The organism is Psychrobacter sp. 1Y11 (assembly GCF_052259045.1).
GTDB lineage: Bacteria > Pseudomonadota > Gammaproteobacteria > Pseudomonadales > Moraxellaceae > Psychrobacter.
Genome location: NZ_JBQQER010000001.1, coordinates 289,069 through 312,239, shown reverse-complemented (window position 1 = coordinate 312,239; position 23,171 = coordinate 289,069). Strand labels below are relative to the sequence as shown.

Here is a 23,171-nt window from a genome sequence, read left to right as displayed (position 1 = left end):
GCTTTGTCTTTTAGTGCTCTTTATTTTGTAGTGAGCATCTAGGCAGCTTACGGTATAAAGGACATAGCGCAAGCGGCCATGTCCTTATTTATTTATCATGAACATTTTGGATTTGTCTGTCAGTTAAGCCAGCAAATAAAGGTAATAATAACCGGTAGCGGTTATTGTAAAAGCTACTGCGGAGCGTTCACCGCTAGTTGATCAAACACGCCATTATCGCTAAAGAAGTTACCCATGATTTCATCCCACGTACCGAAAGTATCATTAGGACGGAAAGTTTCAACCGGTGGTAATTTATCACCGTTTTTCTCAAGGACGCTCTGTACACTTGGACGTAGGTACAAGTTGGCCGCTAACTGCTGAGCCGGCTCGCTCCATAAATAGTCAAGATAAGCTTTGGCTGCATCTGTCGTGCCTTTTTTCTCAGTGACCGCATTGACGATAGCGACAGGGCTCTCTGATTTAATCGAGTACTTCGGATAGACGATATCGACTTGCCCTTGTCCAAACTTAGTGGCAGCTAGGTTCGCTTCATTCTCAAAAGTAACAAGCACATCGCCGATACCGCGCTGAACGAAAGTGGTGGTTGCCGCGCGCCCGCCATTCTCATAAACCTTGACATTTTTCAGCATGTCTCTGACATAGTTTTGGGCATTGTCTTCGTTGTTATCAAAAGCGTGTAAACCATAACCGTAAGCGCCTAAAAAAGCGTAACGACCATTGCCTGTGACCTTTGGATTCGCCATCACAATCTCAACACCCTCTTTAGTCAGATCTTCCCAATCGTTGATATTTTTTGGGTTGTCTTTACGGACCAAAAAGACGATGGTGCTAGTAAAAGGTACTGCGTTATCCGGAAACTGTTGCTCCCAGTCGTTCGCTACTAGGCCTTCTTTTTGTAATAGCTCGATGTCTGAACCTTGGTTCATGGTCGCTACATCAGCTTGTAAACCATTAGCGACAGACAAGGCTTGTTTACTTGAGCCACCATGCGACTGCTTAATATTGATAGTAGCGTTAGGGTTTTCAGCTTGGTAATGCTCAACGAACATTGGGTTGTAGTCTTTATAAAAATCGCGCGCCACATCGTAAGAGACATTTAACAGCTCAATATTTTGCGCCTCCCCGCTTGCCGCAGGGTCAGCGTTGGCTGCCGTCTCCGCTGATTCATTATTACTACAGCCCGCTAGTCCAAGCGTGACCGCCACGCCTGCGATACTAAGGGCACTTAGGGTTTTGTTTTTGAAAAAGTGGGTTTTATTTAAAGAGTAGCTTTTGGGAGAAGTCGTCATAAATGCCTCGAATAGGTAGAGAATTAAAGCTTTATAAAAGGGGGTGATAGCTCATTTAATTATTCATTCAATTATGCTGAGTAATCATGCAAGTATGCTAACAGCGTCTGCATATTATCTTTAATGACGAATATGTGTATGTTTCTGCCAAAATGGAATATCAAAATAAACAGTGGCTAGAGTCTTACCTGATGCCTTTACCGAGTATGGGCTTGCGCAAGCTGATCAAAGCGCCCGTCCTCAACAAAAAACAGCGCCATAATCTTGTCCCATGATCCAAAGACTTCCGTCGGCTCAAAGGTATCAATGACAGGTAGCGTACTTTGATGCGCTTTAAGAACCGTTTGGTCACTAGGACGCAGAGACATCTTAGCGATCAGTTCTTGCGCAGGCGCGCTCCACAATTCTTTTAGATAAGTATTTGCCGACTTAGTACTGCCTTTTTTATCGGTTACAGCTGTAACCACAGCGACTGGGTTATTAATGGTGATAGAATAGCTGGGATAGACGATATCAACTTGTCCTTTAGCATGTTTTTGGGCGACTAGACGCGCTTCGTTCTCTGTGGTGATGAGGACGTCGCCAAGCCCGCGCTGAGTAAAGCTAGTGGTAGCGGCTCGCGCGCCATTATCGTAAGTGACAACATTAGCGAGCAGTCGCTTGATAAAGTTATCGGTTTGAGGTGCTGTATCAAGCGTTTCTTTAAAGTGCTGCAAGCCGTAACCATAAGCACCCAAAAAAGCATAACGTGCAGTGCCACTAGTTTTTGGATTTGGCATAACGACTTCTACATCAGTCCGTCCCAAATCCTGCCAATCCTGAATATTTTTAGGATTACCAGTACGCACGAGTAGCACCACTGTACTGGTATAAGGCACCGCTTTATTCGGTAGCGCTTGCTGCCAATCTGTGGCTACTAAGCCTTTTTTAACCAGTAGCTGCATGTCGCTTTCTTGATTTAGGGTTACAACATCGGCCTGCAAGCCATTGGCCACTGACAAAGCCTGCTTACTTGAACCACCATGCGACTGATTGATCTTCACCTTGCTATCTGGATACTGCGCTTGATGTGAGTCTTTAAATAACTCGTTATACTCTTTGTAGAAATCACGTGAGACATCATATGAGACGTTGAGTAAACTGATATCTTGCGCGGTGCTTGCTTTGTTAGCACTCGCATCAGCTTGGGTCTGATTACAGCCTATCAAGACTACGCTTGCCAGCATTACGCTAGCGGATATCAGGGTTTTTGATGAGTGCAGAGTTGACGATAGCTTTGGGGAATACTTGAACAACAAAGGCAGGTTTTGCATGGACGTTCTCTTTAAATAATGACTACCGTTTTGAAAAGGTTTATGACGATAGTTATTGGCTAGGTGGTAGACCGAAGAAGTCATCGTATGCCTACTTGGTCAACGAAAACGGTTTATAGATAATGAAAGGGATAATGAGAGCTATGCTAGCAGTTTGCTTGTAGAATGCTTAGTGACAAAAACGCTTATCAAATGAATATCTTGGCATAAGTAGCGTTATTAGCTATGCTGCCCTAATCTGAACTGTTATTTCCTCTATTTCTAAGCATTAAGGCTTATATATGACCTTGCACCCCTCTCAACAATCCTATCCATCGATCGCTATGTTAAGTGCCGTGATAATCAGCACTGCTTTACTGGCAGGATGCAATAACACCTCATCCGCTACTAGCACTATGACGACAGCTAGCTCGGCAACTGTAGCCGCCGTATCTCCTGCCGTACAAGCGGTAGTCGGTGATTATGTGTCAGATAGCTATAGTCAGCGTCATCAAGGCTATGATTGGGTCGCCGTGATGGTACAAGCAGATGATAATAAAGAGGGAATTCATATAAAGGTGCGTTCTCGTCATGATATAAAAACGCCGACTTGCACCTTCGATGGACAAGCGAAGCTTATGGGTCAAGATCAAGCGCATGGGGTTATCTTTGAGACAATAGCTAATGACAGCAAGGTATTTCTACAGTTTCAAAACGGTAAGCTGACGATAGATAGCGATGATAAATACGCCTTAAACTATTATTGCTCTGGTGGCGCCTCAATCGTTGGTGAGTATCAAAAACTTCAGACCAATCTAGACCTAAGCTAATTGAATAAAAGTCTGAATAAAAAAGGTGGCAAATATATTATTTGCCACCTTTTTGTTTTTATGATGAATTTTCGAGTATGGCTTAAATGTAATGTAGCCTAGACCGCTGATGCGCCTGTTAGCTTCACCTCAGCACGTTCCTCTTTTGCGATACCAGCGTAGTATTCACGCAAAATGGCCAGTACTTCAGGGCGACTAAAGTTCTCAGGTACGTCTTCGTCTTCTGATAAAGCCTTACGCAGCTTAGTGCCAGATACTTTGACATGCTCAGACGCTTCATGCGGGCAGGTTTTATCAGATGCCATTGCGTTACAGGCATTACACCAAAACGTCCAACCTATTTTCAATGGCTGGGTAATCAGATCGTCCTTGCCGACATAATCAAAGATCGTTTGGGCGTCAAACGCACCATAATAGTCGCCAACACCGGCATGATCACGGCCAACGATTAGATGGCTACAACCGTAGTTTTGACGGAATACGGCATGTAATAAAGCTTCACGAGGGCCTGCATAACGCATATCTAGTGGGTAACCGGCTTGAATAACGGTATCCGCTCTGAAGTAGTTGTCAATCAGCGTTTTAATCGCCTCTTGACGTACTTCAGCTGGAATGTCACCCGGCTTAAGCGCCCCAAGCAGGGAGTGAATCAGTACGCCATCGCAGATCTCAATGGCAATCTTGGCTAAATACTCATGCGAGCGGTGCATCGGATTACGCGTCTGGAAAGCGGCAACGGTCTTCCAACCTTTATTACTCAAAACCTCACGGGTTTCGCTTGGGGTTTTGTAAATCTCCGGATATAGCTCAGGGAACTCGCCTTCGCTTAATACCTCGACTTGACCGGCGACATTGACCTCACCTTGACGCAGGACTTGCTGTACGCCCGGATGCTCAGGGTCAGTGGTGGTAAAGACTTGCTGGCACTCATGATCTTTGTCAATGTTGTAGGTTTCTTCAACCGTGATGATACCCATCACTTCGCCATCTTCAGCTACCAAAGCGACTTTATCCCCTTGATTAAGATTATCAGTTAAAACTTTGGGCGCGGATAACGTAATCGGAATCGGCCAAAACAGCCCAGCGTTGTCACCTGATTTCAGGCGCATCTCATCGACTACCCCTTGCCAGTCGGCCTGATTCATAAAGCCATTAAGCGGAGTAAAGCCGCCGATACCTAGCATGATCAAGTCCCCGCGCTCGCGTGAGCTTAGAGTGATAGTTGGTAATGTGCTGGCAAGCTTAAGCGCTTTCGTGCGCGCATCGCCTTTTAATAATAAGGGTTTAAGCGCGTCGCTACCGTGTGGTGGCACCAGTTTTGATGTAGAAGAAGTTGCTTGAGCAGATAAAGCAGATAAAGATGTCATGTTGTTAACCTTAAAACAGCGGATAAATTGGCTTGTTAATACGTGGCTTATTAATTCAATGCGACTAGGCTACCGAATTTTTGTTATGAAAATTTATGCTGTGTTTGGATATGGATATGACTTATAGGAATTTATATTTATCAGCGCACAGTTATATGATGTCAGCCTATATTGCTTTAAGTTCATTTTTAAACGACTTAGTGCTAAAGCACACCTTGGAATTATTACACACGCAAATCACTATTGAGATGACGTCATGTACCAATATAACTACGCGGATCAAACGCTGGTAGAAGAACGCGTCGCCCAGTTTCGCGACCAGACTGAGCGTTTTTTGGCAGGTGAGCTGCCAGAGGATCAGTATCTACCGCTACGACTGCAAAACGGCCTCTATATTCAGCGTTACGCGCCGATGCTACGGATCGCTATCCCTTATGGCCTGCTTGCCAGCTATCAGTTGCGTAAGCTTGCCGAGATTACCCGTAAATATGATAAAGGCTACGGGCACTTCACCACGCGTACCAATATGCAGCTGAACTGGCCTAAGCTTGAAGACGTGCCTGATATCTTAGCGGAGCTGGCCTCAGTACAGATGCACGCCATCCAAACCTCGGGCAACTGTATCCGTAATACCACTACCGATCCGTATGCTGGTATTCATAAAGAAGAGATTGCAGATCCGCGTCCTTATTGCGAGATTATCCGTCAGTGGTCAACCTTTCATCCTGAATTTGCCTTTTTGCCGCGTAAATTTAAGATTGCCGTCATCGGTACTGAAAATGATCGCGCTGCTACCCGTGTGCACGATATTGGCCTACACCTTAAGAAAAATGAGGAAGGCGAGCTTGGCTTTGAAGTGCTCGTTGGCGGCGGTTTGGGCCGTATTCCAGTCCTTGGTAAAGTTATTAACGAGTTCTTACCACGCGCGCATCTATTGAGCTACTTAGACGCGATCTTGCGGGTCTATAACTTACATGGTCGCCGAGATAAAGGTAGCAAATATAGATCACGGATTAAAATTTTAGTCGATACTTTGGGCGGACGCGAGTTTGCCAAATTGGTCGATGCTGAATGGGAAGCGAATACCAAAGATGGCCCGCTCACCTTAACAGATGACAATTTCACTACCGCGATTAGCTATTTTAGTGAGCCGGATTATAAAGAGTTTGATGCGCTACACGTGCAGTCAGAGCTGCAGCAGCAACTAGCGGACAATAAAGACTTTGCTAGTTGGTATAACCAAAACACCGTCGCGCACAAAATCGCCGGTTACCGCGCCGTGGTCATCTCTTTAAAAGCAGGTCTGGTCGACGGTAAATATGTGCCTTCCGGCGATGTCACTGACTCGCAGATGGACGCTTTGGCTGATCTTGCAGATGCGTATAGCTTTGGCGAGCTACGCGGTACCTACCAGCAAAACCTGGTCTTTGCTGATGTGGAAGCCAATAAACTATTCAAGCTGTGGCAGCAATTACTAGATTTGCACTTAGCCCGCCCTAATATTAATACGCTCACCGACATGATCGTCTGTCCGGGCTGGGATTACTGCTCACTGGCTAACGCCACTACGCACAACATCGCTGAGCAAATCGAGAAGCAGTTTAGCGACTTGGATTATCTGTATGATTTGGGCGATATTCGCCTAAATATGTCAGGCTGTATCAATGCCTGCGCTCATCATCATACTGGTGATATCGGTATTTTAGGAGTCGATAAAAAGGGCGAGAACTGGTATCAGATCAGCCTTGGCGGTAACTCCAGTAACGATGCCAAATTAGGCAAAATACTAGGCCGCTCCGTCCCCACTGAAGCGGTTGCGGACACTATTCAGCAAATCGTTGATGTCTATGTCGAGCTGCGCGCGACCACTGATAACGACGTCGAAAGCTTTGGCGAGCTAGTCGAGCGTGTCGGTATTGATCCCTTTAAGGAGAAGGTCTATGGCTAATCATCATATCTTGGATAGCCAAGGCGTCGATGTTAGCGCACAAGATAACTGGCTAGCGCTGAGCACTGATAGTCTACCCGATGGTATTGCACTCAGTGAGATTACCTTGCTTGAGCTGCTACAACGTCAAGAAAAGCCTGAAGTTATTGTGCCGCTTGCAGATTTGCTTGATGTTAAGGGCGCACTCGCTAGCGGACTGATGAATGAGATGTATAAGCTTATTGTTCAACACAGCAGTCATCTTGGTGTTTGGATTACCGCGGATACGGATGCTGATGTCCTAAGCCAGCTTGGCGAGCTGTTATTAAAGCAAACGCTGATTGTCATTCATGTGCCAAAATTTGCTGATGGTCGCGGCTTTAGCTTTGTACAAACTTTGCGCCAACTCGGTTATAAAGACGAGGTTCGGATCGCTGGCGAGTTTGGTCGGGATCAAATTGCTTATCTATTACGCGTCGGCGTCGATAGCTTCGTGCTTAGCGAACATGACGTGCATCCGGATTCTGAGTTTCATATCAAACAGGCCTTTACCGCGCTTGCTAGTAGTTATGATGGCCGAAAAGCTGCGGATTTGCCTATGTTTGCAGGCGCTTAAATTTTAATTTATGACTTGTTTATTAACCTTTTATTAAATCAATATTAAATCAATGTTAAATCAATCCCATTTAAGGAACACATTATGAGCCAATTACATCCAAACTTAGATATCGACCAAGCTAATAAAGACTTGCAAGGTAAGTCGCCTGAGCAAATCGTTGAGTGGGCGCTGACTCAAGCCAAAAATCCTATTATCACTACTAACTTCCGTCCGTATGAGTCTGCTATTTTGCATTTAGTGGCTAAGCAGCGCCCTGACATCACGGTATTATGGGTAGACTCTGGTTATAACACCGATGCCACTTATCGCTTTGCTAATAAAGTGATTAACGATTTAGACCTTAATGTCATCACTTATATCCCTAAGCAAACTGCTGCTCATCGTGACGCGACAATGAATGGTATTCCGGGAATCGATAATCCTCAGCATGATAAATTTACCGAGCAAGTCAAGCTTGAGCCTTTCCGCCGTGCACTAGACGAGCTAAAGCCTGACGTTTGGTTCAATGCCATTCGTAAAGATCAAACTGAATTCCGTCAAGGTCTTGACGTACTCAGCTTATCGAAAGATGGCGTATTGAAAGTGGCGCCACTATTTGACAAGAACGACGCCGATTTAGATGTATACTTGGACGAGCATAACTTGCCCAACGAGCATGATTACTTTGATCCAACGAAGGTTGAAGAAAGCCGTGAGTGTGGTTTGCATACTCAGCTTTAATATTAAGCTGTAATATACAAAAACAGAAAAGCCCTCTCGTTATGATGAACTGACCCCCAAATGTTGGACGGTTTATTTTATAACAAGGACTGAGTTCTGTATTGCACAGGACTCAGTCCTTTTAGTTTGAGTTGGATACGCTCATTATTGTAATAATGCATATACTCATGAATCTGTTTCTCTAACTGCTCAATAGTTTTCGGTTTCTCAATATAAATCGTCTCGCACTTCAGTGTACCGAAGAACCCCTCCATCAGCGCATTATCTAAGCAATTTCCTTTTCTGCTCATACTTTGCTTAATACCATGCTGTTTAAGCGTCGTGCTAAATGGTTTCATCTGATAATGCCACCCTTGATCTGAATGCAGCATTAAACTGTTGTTCTGGTACGTATTTATCTTATTTAAAGCCTTATCTAGCATCTTACCCACTAAGTCATAAGTCGGTCTCTTTGAGAGCATATAGCTGATGATCTCATTGTTATAACAATCGAGTATCGGCGATAAATACAGCTTATGATCACCCACCTTAAACTCAGTAATATCGGTGAGCCAGCGTGTGTTCGGTTTATCTGCAGTAAACTGGCGCTTTAAATGGTTCTTTGCAATCTTACCTTGTACACCTTTATAAGAGCGGTACTTCTGACGTCTTATCTTGGCGCTAAGCTTCATGTTACGCATCAGCTTAGCGATGAGCTTGTGGTTGTAATGACTCCCTAATTGCTTTAGCGCTGCCGTTATTCTGCGATAGCCATATCTGCCTTTATGCTTGTGGTATAAAGTGATGATACGCTGCTTTAGGTCAATGTATTTGTCATCACGCTCAAGCCTTGCTCTATGATAGTAAAAGACACTCTTAGGTGTCTTGGTGATCTCTAGCAAAGCTGATAAAGGGTGATCTTGCCTTAGTCCTTCGATGAGCCTTGCTTTCTCAAAGCTGGTTTCTTCTTCTGTTTGAGCAAGGCATCTAGCTTTTTTAGGTAGGCGTTCTCCGCACGTAGGTACTCATTCTCACGCTTAAGCTCTGCTAAGCTCTTTTCATCATCTGGCTTGTCTGTGATAAATGGTTTGCTCATGGCGGTTCTACCTTTAGGTTTGGATATTAGGCCAGATATGCCGTGCTTTCGATATGCTTTGTGCCAGTGGCTGATTAAAGCTGGTGAGCTGATGTTAAACTTCAGTGCCACCTCAGATTGACTCAAATCCTCTTTAAGCATGGTGGTTAACACGTTAAGTTTAAACTCGCCACTATAGTAGGCTTTGCTGGTCTTTGGTTTGATAGCATCGATACCACCGCTTTGATATTGTTTTACCCATTTAACTATAAAACGCTTGTTTACATTAAATGTCTTTGCTGTGGCTTGACCACTATGTCCTTGTTCATAGTATGCGATGACTTGCATCTTAAAGTCTAGGTCGTAACGCATAAAAATACCCCATAAGTTGTGTCCAACTTATGGGGGTCAGTTCAATGAAAGGGCTTTTTTATTGTATTTACGACTGATACAAAGAAGAACTACTATTTACGACCAAGCACCCAGCCGCCATCCATGAACACGTTAGAACCATGCATATAATTAGAATCATCCGACGCCAAGAATACCGCCAATGCGGCAATCTCTTCTGGCTTGCCAGCACGCTCGGCAGGAATACGATCTAAACGCTCATCGTCAATGCCGTCGGTCATTGGCGTCTCGATAAAGCCTGGTGATAAAATGTTCACTTTTACGCCTTGACTACCAAAATCAAAGGCCAACTGCTTGGTAAATCCTAATACTGCGTGTTTGGAAGTCACATAAGCGGAACCGCCCGGACCTGCCATTTGTGTCGCTTGCGAGCCAACATTGATAATCGCACCTTTGCCTTGCTTAATAAAATGCGGAATCACCGCTTTTGAGGCCAGATAAGGCGCTTTGACATTAATTGCCATTAGTTTGTCATAAAAGTCTTCTTCTAATTCAACCGCATTATCATAAGCATCATGAATGCCTGCGCCGTTGTATAAGATGTCAATTTGGCCGTAGGTTTCTAGTGTTTTATCCACTACTGCCTGAATCTCAGAGCCTTTAGAAACATCGGCTTTGACAAAAATTGCTTCTTGATTATTGTCTTTAATGTCTTTGACGATGCGATTGCCGTCTTTTTCATCGCGACCTGTCACAACTACTTTTGCGCCCTCGTCTGCGTAAGCTTTTGCCGTGGCTTCACCCAGTCCGGAGGTGCCGCCAAATATGATGGCTACTCTGTCTCGTAATTTCATAGTCTTTATCCTTATTTGTTTTTGTGTCTATAAATAATACATCAATCTTAAATAGATTAGCACAGTCTACAAGATAGTCAGGTTGGCCTCTGTTAGGTTGTTTTTTGCGGTTGCGTTAATATTCAGAGCTATCTATTCCTATTTCAAACGAAAAACCCCACCCTTATGAAAAATATAACTATACTAATGCCAATCCGTTAGGTGAGATACCGCGCGCGATAATTCATAATGGCAGCATATTTGAATTGAAGGCTCATAACATTATGAATACCTTTCCGCTGTTTTTTAAACTAGAAGGCCGTAAAGTATTGATCGTGGGTGGCGGCGATGTCGCACTGCGTAAAGCGGATTTATTAAGCCGCGCAGGAGCCAATATTACGGTCGTCGCGCCTGATATTTGCGATCCTTTACAAACGTTATTGCAAGACGATAAGCATGAGCTTATTTGTGAAAATTATAATAAAACCTATATGAGAGGCGCACGTATCATCATCGCCGGCACCGATGATGAAGCGCTCAATCATCAAATTCATGCCGATGCCACCGAGCTTAATATCCCAGTCAATGTGGTCGATACGCCGCATTTATGCGATTTTATTTTCCCTGCTATCGTCGATCGTAACCCTATCGTGATTGGTATCTCCTCTAACGGTAAAGCGCCGGTACTGGCGCGTTTATTGCGCGCGCGTTTAGAGACCTTAATACCACAAGGCTATGGCAAATTAGCCAAGCTTGCCGGCGACTTTCGTAGCGAGGTCAAAACTAAAATACCTACACTAACGGGTCGTCGGCAGTTTTGGGAGCGTGCCTTTGAAGGAAAAGTCAGCGAGCTTGTCTTCGCTGGTAATGAGACTGAAGCAAACGCGCAGCTGCAAAAAGATTTGGATAAAACCGCCGCGCAGATTGCCCAGAGCAAAACTACTAATGAAGGTTTACATAAGCAAAGCCCTGTTGCGCCCATCAGTCAGCACACAAATGAGCAGGGTAAACAGCCAGTATCAGCAAGCGCACCTGTGCAAGTGGCTAAAGCAGCAGTTATAGGTGAAGATAATGACATCCAAGCGGAACCAGCAAACGTTGGCGAGGTTTATATCGTAGGAGCTGGCCCTGGTGACCCAGAGCTGTTGACTTTTAAAGCGCTCAGGCTAATGCAGCAAGCTGATATTGTCTTTTATGATGCGTTGGTGTCCCCGCAAGTATTAGATCTATGCCGCCGTGACGCCGACAAGGTCTATGTCGGCAAAAAACGTAGCAATCACGCGGTAGCGCAGTTAGGTATCAATGAGCTACTAATAACTGAGGCCAAAAAAGGTCGCCGTGTGGTACGACTAAAAGGCGGTGATCCGTTTATCTTTGGACGCGGCGGTGAAGAGATTGAAAGCCTGCGCGCGCACCGTATTCCTTATCAAGTGGTGCCGGGTATCACGGCTGCCAATGCCGCGGCCAGCTATGCTGGTATTCCCTTAACCCATCGCGATCATGCGCAGTCGGTGCGTTTTGTCACCGGATTTTTAAAAGCAGGCGCGCCCAATGAGAAGTTTGAAAACCTGCTTGATACCGATGAGACCGTGGTGTTTTATATGGGGCTGCATTCGCTAACGCGTCTCACCGAAGGTTTGATGCAGGCGGGACGCGACTCTAGTACGCCTATCGCTATCGTCTCTAACGCTAGCATGCCCAATCAGCAAGTGCTCACAGGTACGCTTGATACGATTGTGGCTCTACAAGATAGCGCTCAGTTGCCAACGCCTGCCCTACTCATTATGGGTGACGTAGTGGGGCTGCATCATGATTTGGCATGGTACAACACGCATAATAAAGATAGTAGCCATACTCAAAGTAATTGGCTACGCGGCGGTACCGCTTCGACTCCGAGACAACTTGTAGATGAGAATAATACGCCGCAGCAAGCACATGCGCTGTCTATGATTGCTACTTTGTCTGAGTCAAAAGAAGATAGTTTGGAGCAGTTAGTCATTGTTTAGCGGTTTTATACTTATTATCATCACTAAACGCAGCCACTTTAATTATTTGTTAAAGTGGCTTTTTCATGAGCAATTCTTGCTAAAATAAAACCTTTCTATTCATTGCCATTAAGCCTATCTATGTCCGCAGCTGATATCTTTAAAAACCCGGTTAAACCACTCACTATTCTCCACACCTCAGATTGGCATTTGGGGCGCAGGCTGTATGGGCGCATGCGTTATGATGAGTTCGAGGCTTTTTTAGAATGGCTAAAGACGACCATCAGCGCGCAAAAGGTAGATGTGCTTATCGTTGCTGGTGACATCTTTGACACTATGACGCCAAGCAATCGGGCACAAGCGTTGTATTATGAGTTTTTAGGCAAAGTCTCAACGCTTTGCTGTGAGCATATCGTCATCGTTGCTGGCAATCACGACTCCCCTACTTTTTTGGATGCGCCAAGCCAAGTGCTTAAATTTTTAAACGTCCATGTCATCGGTACTGCCTGTGAAGATTTGAGCGATGAAGTTTTGGTCTTAGACGATAACGAAGGCAACACGCACTGCATTATCGCTGCGGTACCTTACTTGCGTGACCGCGATGTGCGCAGTAGCAGCGCCGGCGAGTCCGCAGATAGCAAAGATGCTAATGTCATCAAGGGAATTCGCGCGCACTACGATGAAGTTGCAAACTTAGCCAAAGATCAGCAAAAATCATTAAGCCAAACCCATCAGCGCCACATTCCAATTATCGCCACCGGTCATCTGTTTGCCGCTGGTAGCAAAACGACAGAAGATGATGGCGTACGCGACTTGTATGTCGGTAATCTCGGTCAGATATCCGCTGAGATGTTCGATGAGTGCTTTGATTATGTCGCGCTTGGGCATTTGCACGTGCCGCAGCGCGTCGGTGGTCAAGGGCATATTCGTTATTCAGGCTCGCCCATTGCCATGGGTTTTGGGGAAGCAAAGCAGCAAAAGCAAGTGCTACTTGTGCAGTTTGGGGATGTGTCAAATGAGTCCTTAATAGACAACGCCGCTGAGTTATTACCTGAGGTTATAGCCAAGCCTATTGAAAGCGTTACAAAAAAAGTCGTAAGCAATACAAACGACTTAATCGATGATTTATTTGGCTTTGATGACATGGAGATTGAGCCTGACAAGCAAGACGACAGCAACCAACAACCGTTAAGCCATGAACAAGTTTTGAATGTTCCTACTGCTAGCGATGCCAAAACCCTTTACTCAAACGATGTAAACAGGATGCAAGTAGTCTGCCTAGCTATCCCTTGCTTCCAAAAATTAGCGCAAATCTCAGGTGATTTGACTACCATTGCTCATACCATCAAAGCTTTAGATCTAACAGAGTCGGTATGGCTTGAGATTATTTATGACGGCGATAACATTGTCACTGAGCTGCGTGAAGAAGTGGCTGCCATGGTAGAGGGTCTATCCTGTGAAGTATTAAAAATTAAAAACACACGCACTTATAATAAAGTGCTGGGTCAAGATAAAAATGCAGAGACTCTGCAAGACTTAAATGAGAAGGATGTGTTTGAGCGCTGCTTGAGCATTAATGAGATACCAGACTCACAAAAAAAATCCTTGTTAGACGCTTATCAGCAAATACTACACAACATCTATCATAATGATAGCCAGGCCGAATAGATAAATCCTCTTTTACCTTGTAAACCCTAGTTTATATCTCACTTTTAACACGACAAAGATCTTAACATGCGCCTAATCGAACTGCGACTCAAAAACCTTAACTCTCTCAAAGGCGAATGGTATATCGATTTCGCTGATCCTGCTTTTATTAACGAAGGTATCTTTGCCATTACCGGACAGACCGGCGCGGGCAAGACCACGATTTTGGACGCGATTTGCTTGGCACTATATGGTGAAACCCCGCGTATCAATAGCATTAGCAAAAGCAGTAATGAAGTGATGACGCGACAAACGGCGGAGTGCTTTGCCGAGGTGGTGATTGATTTAAATGGCACTCAGTACCGCTGCCGATGGGGTCAGCGCCGCGCTTATGGTAAGCCTGATGGTAATTTGCAAGACGCTACTCATGAAGTCGCCTTGATCAATGCTCAAACTGACGATAGTGAAAACAGTGGCGATGATATTTTAGAGAGCAAGCTGTCACGTACTAAAGAGAAAATTATTGAACTAACGCGCATGGATTTTGATCAGTTCACGCGCTCCATTTTGCTCGCGCAAGGCAGTTTTTCAGCGTTTCTAAAAGCCAAAGCAGATGAGCGTGCGGATATTTTAGAAAAGATTACTGGCACGGATATTTATGCGACGATCTCAACTCATGTCTTTGAGAAGAAGCGTAGCGAGGAAGAGGTGCTTAGTAAATTACAATATGGTTTGGACGGCTTGATCCTATTGACTGTTGATGAAGAAGCGGTCATTAACGAAGAGCTAAAAACGTATCAGCTAGCCCAAACCGAGCAGCAGCAAAAGTATCAGCAATTCACTGAACAGATTCAGTGGTTAGATGCGATTGATGAGTTGCAAAACAAACGTGCCACTTATCAAAACGATTTATCAAAAGCTGAACAATCAAAACAAGACTTTATCCCTGATGCTAAGCGCTTAGATGCTGCGACAAAAGCGCTCGAGCTAGAGAGTCAATTTGGCCAGCTGAGTCGCAGTCGCGACACTACGAAGCGCTTGTTCGATGAGCAGCAAGCAGTAGCAGTGAAATTACCCACGCAGCAGTCTGACTTGCAGCAAGCACAGGATCAACTTAACCATGCGGATCAAACCTATAAGCAGGCTCAACTGGCGTTAAAAGAGGCTTTACCTAAGATTACCGAAACCCGCGAATTAGATGCGAGCATCAAGCAGCAAAGTCAGCGTCTACAGGATAACAGCCAACGTCAAGACACGCTATCAGCGAGTGTGCAGAGATTAACGCAAGAAATAAAATCCCATCAAACCATAGCGGCGCGCAGTGAGTCGCAGTTGGCTAGTACCGCACAATACCTTGCACAGTATAGCGAGCTTAAGGATATCGATACCGACATAGCAACTTTTGAGAATAATGGTCGCAGGCTTAAGACGCTACTGCAAGATAATACTACTCTAGCGCAGCAAAAAAAGGTTCTAGTAGCGCAAACCGAGCAATATCGGCTAGACAAAGCCAAGCTTATATCACAGCAACAAGAGCAAGAAACCTCAATTGCAGCGGCGCAAAAGCAGTTTAGTGAGTTACAACAGCAACAGCAGCAATTGCTAGCGACCAAATCATTGGCGGAACATCGAGCGGAACAACAGCAGATTGAACACCTAATCAGTCAAATTGATCCACTTATATATAGTAACCAGCAGTTAAGTACACTCACGACTCAAATAAAAAACCTTCAATCATCGAAGCCTAGTATCAACGAGGCATTGGCAACACTTAAAGAATCAATCACTAATACCGAAAAAAGTCTTCAACAGGCCAAGGACAAGCGTCAAGAAAAGCAGATGCAATTGACGCTACTACAAAAAGTTGCAAGTCTTGAGCACTATATTAATGAGCTAGAAAATGGTCAGCCCTGCCCGCTTTGCGGCGCTTTAGAACATCCCAATGCTAATAAAGAATCATTCAACGAAACCACTGAGCCCTCGAAAATCTTGAGTACGCAGCAGCAGCTCGCTGATAGCGACACCATGATTGAAAGTCTAGATAACGAGCTGTCGAAACTCAAAATTTCTTTTGCAACTCATACCAATCAGTTAGAACACCAGCAGCAGCAACTCGTGCCACTAATCACTCAAGCGAGTATGCTTAGCGATGATATTGCGCAGATGAGCGATACTCTAACTAGACAAGATGAGCGCTATAACGAAGCGGTTGCGGCTCGTGTTAATCCTATCAAGGACATCGGCGCATTGACCCAAAAGCTTAAGCGGAGTCTAAATACTAATGCGATTGACACCAGTGCTATCGACGTTATCCACTCTATTACTGCAAGTTCAGCTCAAACCAAACAGCAACTTCTCGAGCATAAAGACCGTGTAAAGGCAGCTTTGACCGATTATGAGACATTGGCTGAGTCCATAGCAAAGCTTGAAAAAGAATTAGCCCTGTTTGAGAAAAATCAGTATCAGCTGGCAAGCGAAATCAGTCTGCTCGATAACGATGACAAGCTCAATCAGCAAAGACTCGGTGGACTACAAGATAACACTAAGGCTCATTTTCTCGAGCTGCAAACGCTTATCGCTGATGTGCTCAGCATTATCGATAAATATACTGCTAGTTACTCGCAATCCGAGCGGATCTTCCCAGAAATACAGCTTTTAAAGTCCAGTATCGATGAGCAAAGCGTATTAGATAATACAGAAATCGAGCAGCAGTTAGCGGCTTTGCGTCAGTATCGTAGCCATATGTTGGAGTTAAAACAGAGCTATAATCAAGAAAAGCAACAACAGCAAACGCTAACGACTGAGCTTAGTCGTTTGACCACTCAAATTGAGACCAAACAAGCACAGCTGGATAAAGAGAGCACAGAGCTTGACGCCTTAAGTCAGTCTATTGCAGAACAGACAAAAGCTGTTGTTGAATTTCAGAAAGACAGAAAAGCCCTGTTTGCTGAAAAAGAGGTTGATAAGGAAGAAGATCGGTTACGTTTAGATGTTGAACAAGCCAAAACTGCGCAGTCTCGGGTACAAAGACAGGCCGATAGTGCTGAGCAACTATTGCAAATAGCAGAGCAGCAGCTGACACGACTTGCAAGTGAATTATTAGCCGCACAAACCACGCTAGAGAGTCAAGATGATATCTTTCAACAGGCGCTAGCGAGCTCTGACTTTGCTACTGAAGCTGATTTTGTGAGCGCGCGCCTATCGCAAAATGAACGCAATCATTTAAGCGAGCAGCGGCAGCAAATCGACTATCACTTGAAGCAAGCAAAATCTTTACTACAGCAGACTGAACAAGCACTAGCGGATCAAAAAGCCCACCCTTTAACTTTAGAGAACAAAGAGTGTTTGTTAGATGAGCAGCAGCAAGCACAAAGCAAGTCTAATAGTTTAATAGAGTCCATCGGCGCTATGATGCAAAAGCTCAAAGACAATGAAGCCAAAAAAGGCAACCAACAATCCCAGCTTAAGGCCATAGCTGAGCAAAAACAAAATCTGCAAGTTTGGCGTCAGTTAAATGAGCTGATAGGATCCAGTAGTGGTAAAAAGTTCCGGGCGTTTGCGCAGGGTCTGACCTTTGATATTATGGTCAATCACGCTAATACGCAGCTGCATAAGATGAGTGATCGTTACTTGCTGGCGCGTGATAATAGTAATCCGTTAGAGCTCAACGTCATAGACAACTATCAAGGCGGCGAGATTCGCAGTACCAAAAACCTCTCAGGCGGCGAAGGCTTTATTATTAGTTTAGCTTTAGCATTAGGATTATCGCAAATGGCTAGTCAAAACATCCGCGTCGATTCATTGTTTTTGGATGAAGGTTTTGGTACGCTAGATGAAGAATCGCTCGATATTGCGCTAGATACGCTGACCAGCCTGCAACAAGAAGGTAAATTGATCGGCGTGATCTCCCATGTTCAAGCGTTAAAAGAACGGATTTTGACGCAAATCCAAGTCAAAAAACTGTCCGGCGGCTTCAGTCAAATTAGTGGTCAAGGCTGTTATCACGTTGCAAATTCCTAATAAATAAGAGAATAAAATGGCTATTGTTATTAGTAAAATTGCTCAAGTGTCTAAGCCGATATCTAAGCCACTATCTATGCCTAGCTACGTGCTGCCTATTATAGTTTTTCTGCTAGCCATGATAGCGACGATGCTGATTTTCACCTCTTTATAAGTCTCTGTTTATGGATAGGAGACGATGGCAAGCGTAGCATCTTGTGGCTTGTTCATGTTCAACCCTTTATCATTAAATAACCAAACATTACCCATAAAAAAGCCACCGTTTAATGAGCGGTGGCTTTTTTGCTATACAATTTATTGACTAACTCATTATTTACTGACTAAGCTGCTAAGCTCGCTCATCATTACTGACAGCGTGGATAGACTAATTACGCTGTCATCATGGTTATCTAGCTTTTGCATCTCAGTCGTGACAGAGTCAAGCGCATTCGCATGACGCGACTTCCACTCGTCAAAGGCTCCTTTCGCATCAGGCTCTGATAGTATGGCATTCATAAGCAAACGCAAACTACGCGTCAGCTCATTGACCAGCGCGTGACGTGCGCGGCGATCCCAGTAGTCTTGCTGCGGCAGAGTGGCGATATGATCCATCATCCAATCGAACTGTAGCACTTGATAAGCCTCAAAGTACAAGGAAGCGATATCATCTACTGAGCGCTCATATTTTTCAGCGAGTAAGGCCGTATCTAAGGCATCAACGTGGTAAGGCAAAATAGCAAACAGCGCCGCGTCGTTGTCCTCGAGGCCATCAGCGGTGAGCCTTGCAGTATCATCTTGTAGATGCTGAGCAAACTGCTGCTCAATAAAGCCATTGGACTTAGTGAGCTGTGCAACACTATCGCCAAAACGCTCGATCATATCCGCCACTTGTAGATTTTGTCCAAAGGCATTAATAAACCAAACGACGCCACTCTCTAACGCGTCACGTAAGCGTAGCTCAAGCTCTAATAATAGCTTGGCGTCGACTTTATTATCGAGCGACTCAAGCAATTGCCATGCTGCCTTTGCCTCAAACACTTCACGGCTGATGGCATAAGCACGAATGATAGTCGCTAGCGTCTGCCCTGTTTCTTCAAACAGGCGGAACAGCGCTTCGATACCCAGACGATTGACCACGCTATTGGTCAAATAGGTACTAATGATCTCGCGGTTTAGACGATGTTCTGTCATCTCATCAAAGAAACGGCCGACCAGCTCATCAGGGAAGTATTTACGCAGCTCATTTACAAAGTATGGCGCATCGGGCAGGTCTGATAATAGCAGATGATCATAGACCCACATTTTGCCATAAGCCATAACTACCGCTAGCTCAGGGTTAGTTAGACCGGTGTTGGCTTTTTGGCGTTTGGCAATCTCTTCATCCGAGGGTAGATATTCAATCGCTCTATCCAGACGGCCTTCAGATTCTAGCAGCTGAATGAAGCGCTGGTGATCGCTTAGATTATCAGCGGCTCGTATTTGACTGAGCTCCAGCGCTTGGGGTTGTAGATAGTTCTGACGCAATACCAACTGCGCTACGGTGTCCGTCATACTCTCAAGTAGCTCGTTGCGCTGCTTCAAGGTCATATCACCTTGTTCAACGACTTTACCGAGCAAGATCTTAATATTGACTTCATGATCCGAGCAGTTGACGCCGCCTGAGTTATCGATAGCGTCAGTATATATGCGGCCGCCGGTTTGCGCATATTCAATACGCCCTTGCTGAGTGAAACCTAAGTTACCGCCTTCACCGACAACTGCGGTCCGCAGCTCACCGCCATCGACACGTACGGCATCATTAGCGCGGTCACCAACATCAGCATGGCTCTCATTAGCACTTTTGACATAAGTACCGATCCCACCGTTCCAGATGAGATCAACCGGTGCTCGTAATAAAGCACTTATAAAATCATTGGGCGCTAAGTTATCTTCTTCAATTGCAAATAGCGCTTTCATCTCAGGGGTAATGGCAATGGTTTTATCGGTACGGGCGAACACGCCGCCGCCTGTACTTATAAGCGACTTATCGTAGTCATCCCAAGTGGAGCGTGGCGTATTAAATAAGCGCTCACGCTCGCTATAAGAGCTTACGGTATCAGGGTTTGGATCGATAAAGATATGCAGGTGGTTGAAGGCTGCAACAAGCTTGGTATGTTTAGATTGCAGCATACCGTTACCGAAGACGTCACCACTCATATCACCGATGCCGACTACCGTGAAGTCGTCACGGTTTTGAATGTCTTGACCACGCATACGGAAGTGACGTTTGACCGACTCCCAGCCGCCGCGTGCGGTGATACCCATGGCTTTATGATCGTAACCGACTGAGCCGCCTGAGGCAAAAGCATCGTCGAGCCAAAAGTTATATTCGCTAGACAGCGCATTAGCGATATCAGAGAAACTTGCCGTACCTTTATCAGCTGCTACTACTAAATACGGATCATCGTCATCATGACGCACAGTATTAGCTGGCGGGACGATCTGTCCATCGACGATATTATCAGTGACATCAAGCATCCCGCGCAGGAAAGTTTGGTAGCAAGCGATGCCTTCGGCTTGAAAGGCTTCGCGGCCATCTGCTATAGTTTTAGTCTTAACGATAAAGCCACCTTTTGAGCCGACTGGCACAATAACCGCATTTTTGACCATTTGTGCTTTGACGAGGCCGAGCACTTCAGTACGAAAATCCTCCATACGATCCGACCAGCGCAGACCACCACGGGCGACCTTGCCACCGCGTAGATGCACCGCTTCCACTCTTGGTGAGTAGACAAAAATCTCAAACATTGGCTTAGGTTTAGGCAGATTAGGAATATCGGCCGCTAAGAACTTAAACGATACTCTGTCTTTACGCCTGCCCTCTTCATCGATCTGATAAAAATTAGTACGAACCATAGCGTTAATCAAATCTAAGTACCAACGCAGAATGCGATCTTCATCCAAACTATCAACTGCTGCTAGGTCTTCAATGATAGTTTGTTGAATTTGCGCGGTTTTTTCTTCGCGAGTGCCCTCATTGTGTTTGGGGTTCATACGCGCGTCGAATAGCCTGACTAAGGCGACGCTGATAGCGCTATATTTGACGATGGTCTGCTGAATATAGCTACTAGAGAATGGTGCTTTAGCTTGACGCATATAGCTTGACAACGCTCGTAGGACAACCACGTCATAGGTATCTAATTCGGTAATCAGCACAAGCTCATTAAAGGGATCGCTCTCCACTCTGCCCGCCCATATTTGTTGTAGGCTGTTCTCAAACTGCTCGCGGACCACGCGCATATCAACAGTATCGACATGCTCGAGCGTTAGCTCATATTCTTGCATCCATATCGGCTGCTCTGACAGATCAAACTCATAAGTTTGTGCTGAGACCACCGATACGCCAAAATTCTCTAGTACGGGTAACACTTTTGATAAAATAACGGGCTGCTGATGACCATAAAGTTTTAGATGCAGCTGATTGCTAGCATCACCCGTTGACTGATATAAGTGCCAAATCATTGGCTCATCGTCTGTCGAGCTGATAAGACGCTGCAAGCGTTTGGTGTCCTCAACCGCGGTACGCGCATCAAAACGTTCTTGATAAGCAGCTGGTATAAACGCTAGAAATCGGCGCATGAGCGCATTGGCTTGTTGCTCACCGACGTTATCGAGTAGCATTTTTTGATAATGATCGCTCCATGACTGCATCAATCCGGTGAGCTCTGCTTCTAAATCGCTAGTATTGACCTCATTGACTTGTCCTGGGATTGTGCGAACATGCACATGAACGCGGGCATGATCGGATTCATTAAACTCAGTAGTAAACCCAGATGAGGTGCCACCATAAGCTTCTTTTAGCACATTTTGTACTTTAATCCGTAGCTCAGTATTGAACTTGTCTCTTGGAATATAGACCAAGCAGGAGACAAAGCGCTGGTAATGATCGACACGACTAAATAGACGTAGGCTCTTTTTATCTTGTAGTTGCGAGATGCCTGTGACCATCGGATACAGTTCTTCAACGCTGGCTTGAAACAAATCATCACGTGGTAAGGTATTGATGACATGAGTCATCTTATGATAAGCGTGACCGTCTTTGGGTATAGATGTCATCGCCATGATTTTATTGGCTTTTTCGCGCAGTAGTGGGATGTTGCTGACCGTTAACTGATAAGCCTGTGAGGTCAATAGACCAATGAAGCGGTACTCACCAATGAGTTTGCCATGACTGTCGAATTTATGAATACCCAAAAAGTCCATATAGACAGGACGATGAATGGGTGAGACGCGACTCGACTTTGATAGCATAAGCACCCGTGGTCCTGTGAGCAGCTTCTTGAGCTCTTTTGGCAACTGGCTAAAACTCTCCGACAAGCTATCTTCACTGCTCCCGCGTAATAAGCCAAGACCACTATTACCAATAGAATATAGATTCAAATCATCATTATTTTGCGTACTTGACGAAGCGGCCGCCGGATTATTGACTTCTTTCATATCACCTTGCTCTAAGCGATACTCTCGGTAGCCTAAAAATATAAAGTTATCCTCTAATATCCAATCCAAAAAGGCTTGAATCTCTTGCTGAGAATAAAACACTTCAGGCAAAGTCTGCTTTGATAACTCATTTTTTATCTGTGTTAAGCGCTCGTGCATTTGCTGCCAGTCGCCGACTACTGTATCTAGCGTGTCCACTTTTTCTAGCAACATTTGTTGTAGATCCGCCAATTCGCTATCTTCTTGATAAGCAATTTCGCATTGAATCAGTGACAGATGCGAGGTTGCGCTCTCAGCGGCGCTATCGATTTGAGTGATATGACCGTCATCATCTCGCTCTACGCTAATAATCGTGTTATAGGTGCGGTGTACGTTTATGCCTTGAGCCTCAAGACTCATCAAGATAGTATCTACCAGAAAGGGGCGATCATAGGCAACCATCTGAATGATGGTATGGGAGCTATGAAAATGCTGTTCCTCTGCGATAGGGTTTAGTATTTTTAATTGAGGTTTGTTGCCTGCGTAAGCTTTTAACAAGGTAAAGTGGTGCAGTGCCATGCCGGCTAGATCGATATTGTCAATCTGATCAGCGATCTCGTGATGTAAGGTGCGATAGTAGCTTTGAATAAACTGTTCTAAAAGTGACTTATCCTTTTGCACGTAGCTCGTGGCAATGTCACTGATTTGGTTAATATCCTCTTTACTGATACTTAGAGAGTTTGGCATAGCGTTTGTCCTTATTATAAGTTTTTGTTTATCATGATAGTTTTCGGCTTTAT

The 23,171-nt window shown here is 44.9% G+C and carries 14 protein-coding genes; 7 read left to right on the top strand and 7 right to left on the bottom strand.

Translation table 11 applies throughout. The features are described from left to right. Nucleotides 1-173: 173 nt before the first annotated feature. Together ACTXGJ_RS01210 and ACTXGJ_RS01205 are read right to left on the bottom strand one after the other, a co-directional pair. Nucleotides 174-1,292, bottom strand: coding sequence for a sulfate ABC transporter substrate-binding protein (locus ACTXGJ_RS01210; RefSeq protein ID WP_439240834.1), 1,119 nt, complete (start codon nucleotides 1,290-1,292; stop codon nucleotides 174-176). A 197-nt stretch (nucleotides 1,293-1,489) separates the two neighbouring features. Continuing rightward, nucleotides 1,490-2,605, bottom strand: coding sequence for a sulfate ABC transporter substrate-binding protein (locus ACTXGJ_RS01205; RefSeq protein WP_439241329.1), 1,116 nt, complete (start codon nucleotides 2,603-2,605; stop codon nucleotides 1,490-1,492). Nucleotides 2,606-2,886: 281 nt separating this feature from the next. On the opposite strand from ACTXGJ_RS01205, the gene ACTXGJ_RS01200 reads away from it, so the two are divergent. Then, nucleotides 2,887-3,414 (top strand): hypothetical protein, encoded by a 528-nt coding sequence (locus ACTXGJ_RS01200; RefSeq protein ID WP_443564850.1) that lies wholly within the window; start codon nucleotides 2,887-2,889, stop codon nucleotides 3,412-3,414. A gap of 98 nt (nucleotides 3,415-3,512) precedes the next feature. Here ACTXGJ_RS01200 and sat read toward each other — a convergent pair whose 3' ends face one another. Next, nucleotides 3,513-4,781 (bottom strand): sulfate adenylyltransferase, encoded by a 1,269-nt coding sequence (sat, locus tag ACTXGJ_RS01195; protein WP_443564849.1) that lies wholly within the window; start codon nucleotides 4,779-4,781, stop codon nucleotides 3,513-3,515. Between the two features lie 256 nt (nucleotides 4,782-5,037). Between sat and ACTXGJ_RS01190 the strand changes: the two genes are divergently transcribed. From ACTXGJ_RS01190 to ACTXGJ_RS01180, 3 genes are all read left to right on the top strand, one after another. Then, on the top strand, nucleotides 5,038-6,729 hold the full coding sequence (locus ACTXGJ_RS01190) for a nitrite/sulfite reductase (RefSeq protein ID WP_443564847.1): 1,692 nt from the start codon (nucleotides 5,038-5,040) through the stop codon (nucleotides 6,727-6,729). Next, nucleotides 6,722-7,324 carry a DUF934 domain-containing protein gene (locus tag ACTXGJ_RS01185; RefSeq protein ID WP_443564846.1) on the top strand — a complete coding sequence of 201 codons (603 nt, stop codon included), beginning with the start codon at nucleotides 6,722-6,724 and terminating at the stop codon, nucleotides 7,322-7,324. The genes ACTXGJ_RS01190 and ACTXGJ_RS01185 overlap by 8 nt, the downstream gene beginning before the upstream one ends. 84 nt (nucleotides 7,325-7,408) lie before the next feature. Continuing rightward, a complete protein-coding gene (locus tag ACTXGJ_RS01180; RefSeq protein WP_439240845.1) occupies nucleotides 7,409-8,047 on the top strand; it encodes a phosphoadenosine phosphosulfate reductase domain-containing protein in 639 nt (212 codons plus the stop codon). 77 nt (nucleotides 8,048-8,124) lie between these two features. Here the strand turns inward: ACTXGJ_RS01180 and ACTXGJ_RS01175 are convergent, their stop codons facing one another. The 3 genes from ACTXGJ_RS01175 to ACTXGJ_RS01165 all read right to left on the bottom strand — a co-directional run bounded on the left by ACTXGJ_RS01175 (nucleotide 8,125) and on the right by ACTXGJ_RS01165 (nucleotide 10,306). After that, complete coding sequence (locus ACTXGJ_RS01175; protein ID WP_439244753.1) at nucleotides 8,125-8,964, bottom strand: IS3 family transposase; 840 nt, start codon at nucleotides 8,962-8,964, stop codon at nucleotides 8,125-8,127. Continuing rightward, nucleotides 8,952-9,473, bottom strand: coding sequence for a helix-turn-helix domain-containing protein (locus tag ACTXGJ_RS01170; RefSeq protein WP_439244752.1), 522 nt, complete (start codon nucleotides 9,471-9,473; stop codon nucleotides 8,952-8,954). The genes ACTXGJ_RS01175 and ACTXGJ_RS01170 overlap by 13 nt, the downstream gene beginning before the upstream one ends. A 92-nt stretch (nucleotides 9,474-9,565) precedes the next feature. Next, the gene (locus ACTXGJ_RS01165) at nucleotides 9,566-10,306 is read right to left on the bottom strand and encodes an SDR family NAD(P)-dependent oxidoreductase (RefSeq protein ID WP_443564845.1); all 741 of its coding nucleotides are present in this window, start codon (nucleotides 10,304-10,306) and stop codon (nucleotides 9,566-9,568) included. 263 nt (nucleotides 10,307-10,569) lie between these two features. Between ACTXGJ_RS01165 and cobA the strand changes: the two genes are divergently transcribed. From cobA to ACTXGJ_RS01150, 3 genes are all read left to right on the top strand, one after another. Then, a complete protein-coding gene (cobA, locus tag ACTXGJ_RS01160) occupies nucleotides 10,570-12,291 on the top strand; it encodes a uroporphyrinogen-III C-methyltransferase (RefSeq protein ID WP_443564844.1) in 1,722 nt (573 codons plus the stop codon). Nucleotides 12,292-12,411: 120 nt separating this feature from the next. Beyond that, entirely contained in the window at nucleotides 12,412-13,938 is a 1,527-nt protein-coding gene (locus ACTXGJ_RS01155; RefSeq protein WP_443564843.1) for an exonuclease SbcCD subunit D C-terminal domain-containing protein, read from the top strand. Nucleotides 13,939-14,004: 66 nt separating this feature from the next. After that, the gene (locus tag ACTXGJ_RS01150; RefSeq protein WP_443564842.1) at nucleotides 14,005-17,937 is read left to right on the top strand and encodes an SbcC/MukB-like Walker B domain-containing protein; all 3,933 of its coding nucleotides are present in this window, start codon (nucleotides 14,005-14,007) and stop codon (nucleotides 17,935-17,937) included. A gap of 309 nt (nucleotides 17,938-18,246) precedes the next feature. Here ACTXGJ_RS01150 and ACTXGJ_RS01145 read toward each other — a convergent pair whose 3' ends face one another. Then, on the bottom strand, nucleotides 18,247-23,118 hold the full coding sequence (locus ACTXGJ_RS01145) for an NAD-glutamate dehydrogenase (RefSeq protein WP_443564841.1): 4,872 nt from the start codon (nucleotides 23,116-23,118) through the stop codon (nucleotides 18,247-18,249). Nucleotides 23,119-23,171: the final 53 nt, after the last annotated feature.

Bases quoted from the DNA above. Each gene is read 5' to 3' on its own strand.
- ACTXGJ_RS01155 (WP_443564843.1), top strand. From the start codon at position 12,412: ATGTCCGCAGCTGATATCTTTAAAAACCCGGTTAAACCACTCACTATT.
- ACTXGJ_RS01185 (WP_443564846.1), top strand. From the start codon at position 6,722: ATGGCTAATCATCATATCTTGGATAGCCAAGGCGTCGATGTTAGCGCA.
- ACTXGJ_RS01165 (WP_443564845.1), bottom strand. From the start codon at position 10,306: ATGAAATTACGAGACAGAGTAGCCATCATATTTGGCGGCACCTCCGGA.
- ACTXGJ_RS01150 (WP_443564842.1), top strand. From the start codon at position 14,005: ATGCGCCTAATCGAACTGCGACTCAAAAACCTTAACTCTCTCAAAGGC.
- sat (WP_443564849.1), bottom strand. From the start codon at position 4,781: ATGACATCTTTATCTGCTTTATCTGCTCAAGCAACTTCTTCTACATCA.
- ACTXGJ_RS01170 (WP_439244752.1), bottom strand. From the start codon at position 9,473: ATGCGTTACGACCTAGACTTTAAGATGCAAGTCATCGCATACTATGAA.
- ACTXGJ_RS01210 (WP_439240834.1), bottom strand. From the start codon at position 1,292: ATGACGACTTCTCCCAAAAGCTACTCTTTAAATAAAACCCACTTTTTC.
- ACTXGJ_RS01200 (WP_443564850.1), top strand. From the start codon at position 2,887: ATGACCTTGCACCCCTCTCAACAATCCTATCCATCGATCGCTATGTTA.
- ACTXGJ_RS01190 (WP_443564847.1), top strand. From the start codon at position 5,038: ATGTACCAATATAACTACGCGGATCAAACGCTGGTAGAAGAACGCGTC.
- ACTXGJ_RS01145 (WP_443564841.1), bottom strand. From the start codon at position 23,118: ATGCCAAACTCTCTAAGTATCAGTAAAGAGGATATTAACCAAATCAGT.
- cobA (WP_443564844.1), top strand. From the start codon at position 10,570: ATGAATACCTTTCCGCTGTTTTTTAAACTAGAAGGCCGTAAAGTATTG.
- ACTXGJ_RS01180 (WP_439240845.1), top strand. From the start codon at position 7,409: ATGAGCCAATTACATCCAAACTTAGATATCGACCAAGCTAATAAAGAC.
- ACTXGJ_RS01205 (WP_439241329.1), bottom strand. From the start codon at position 2,605: ATGCAAAACCTGCCTTTGTTGTTCAAGTATTCCCCAAAGCTATCGTCA.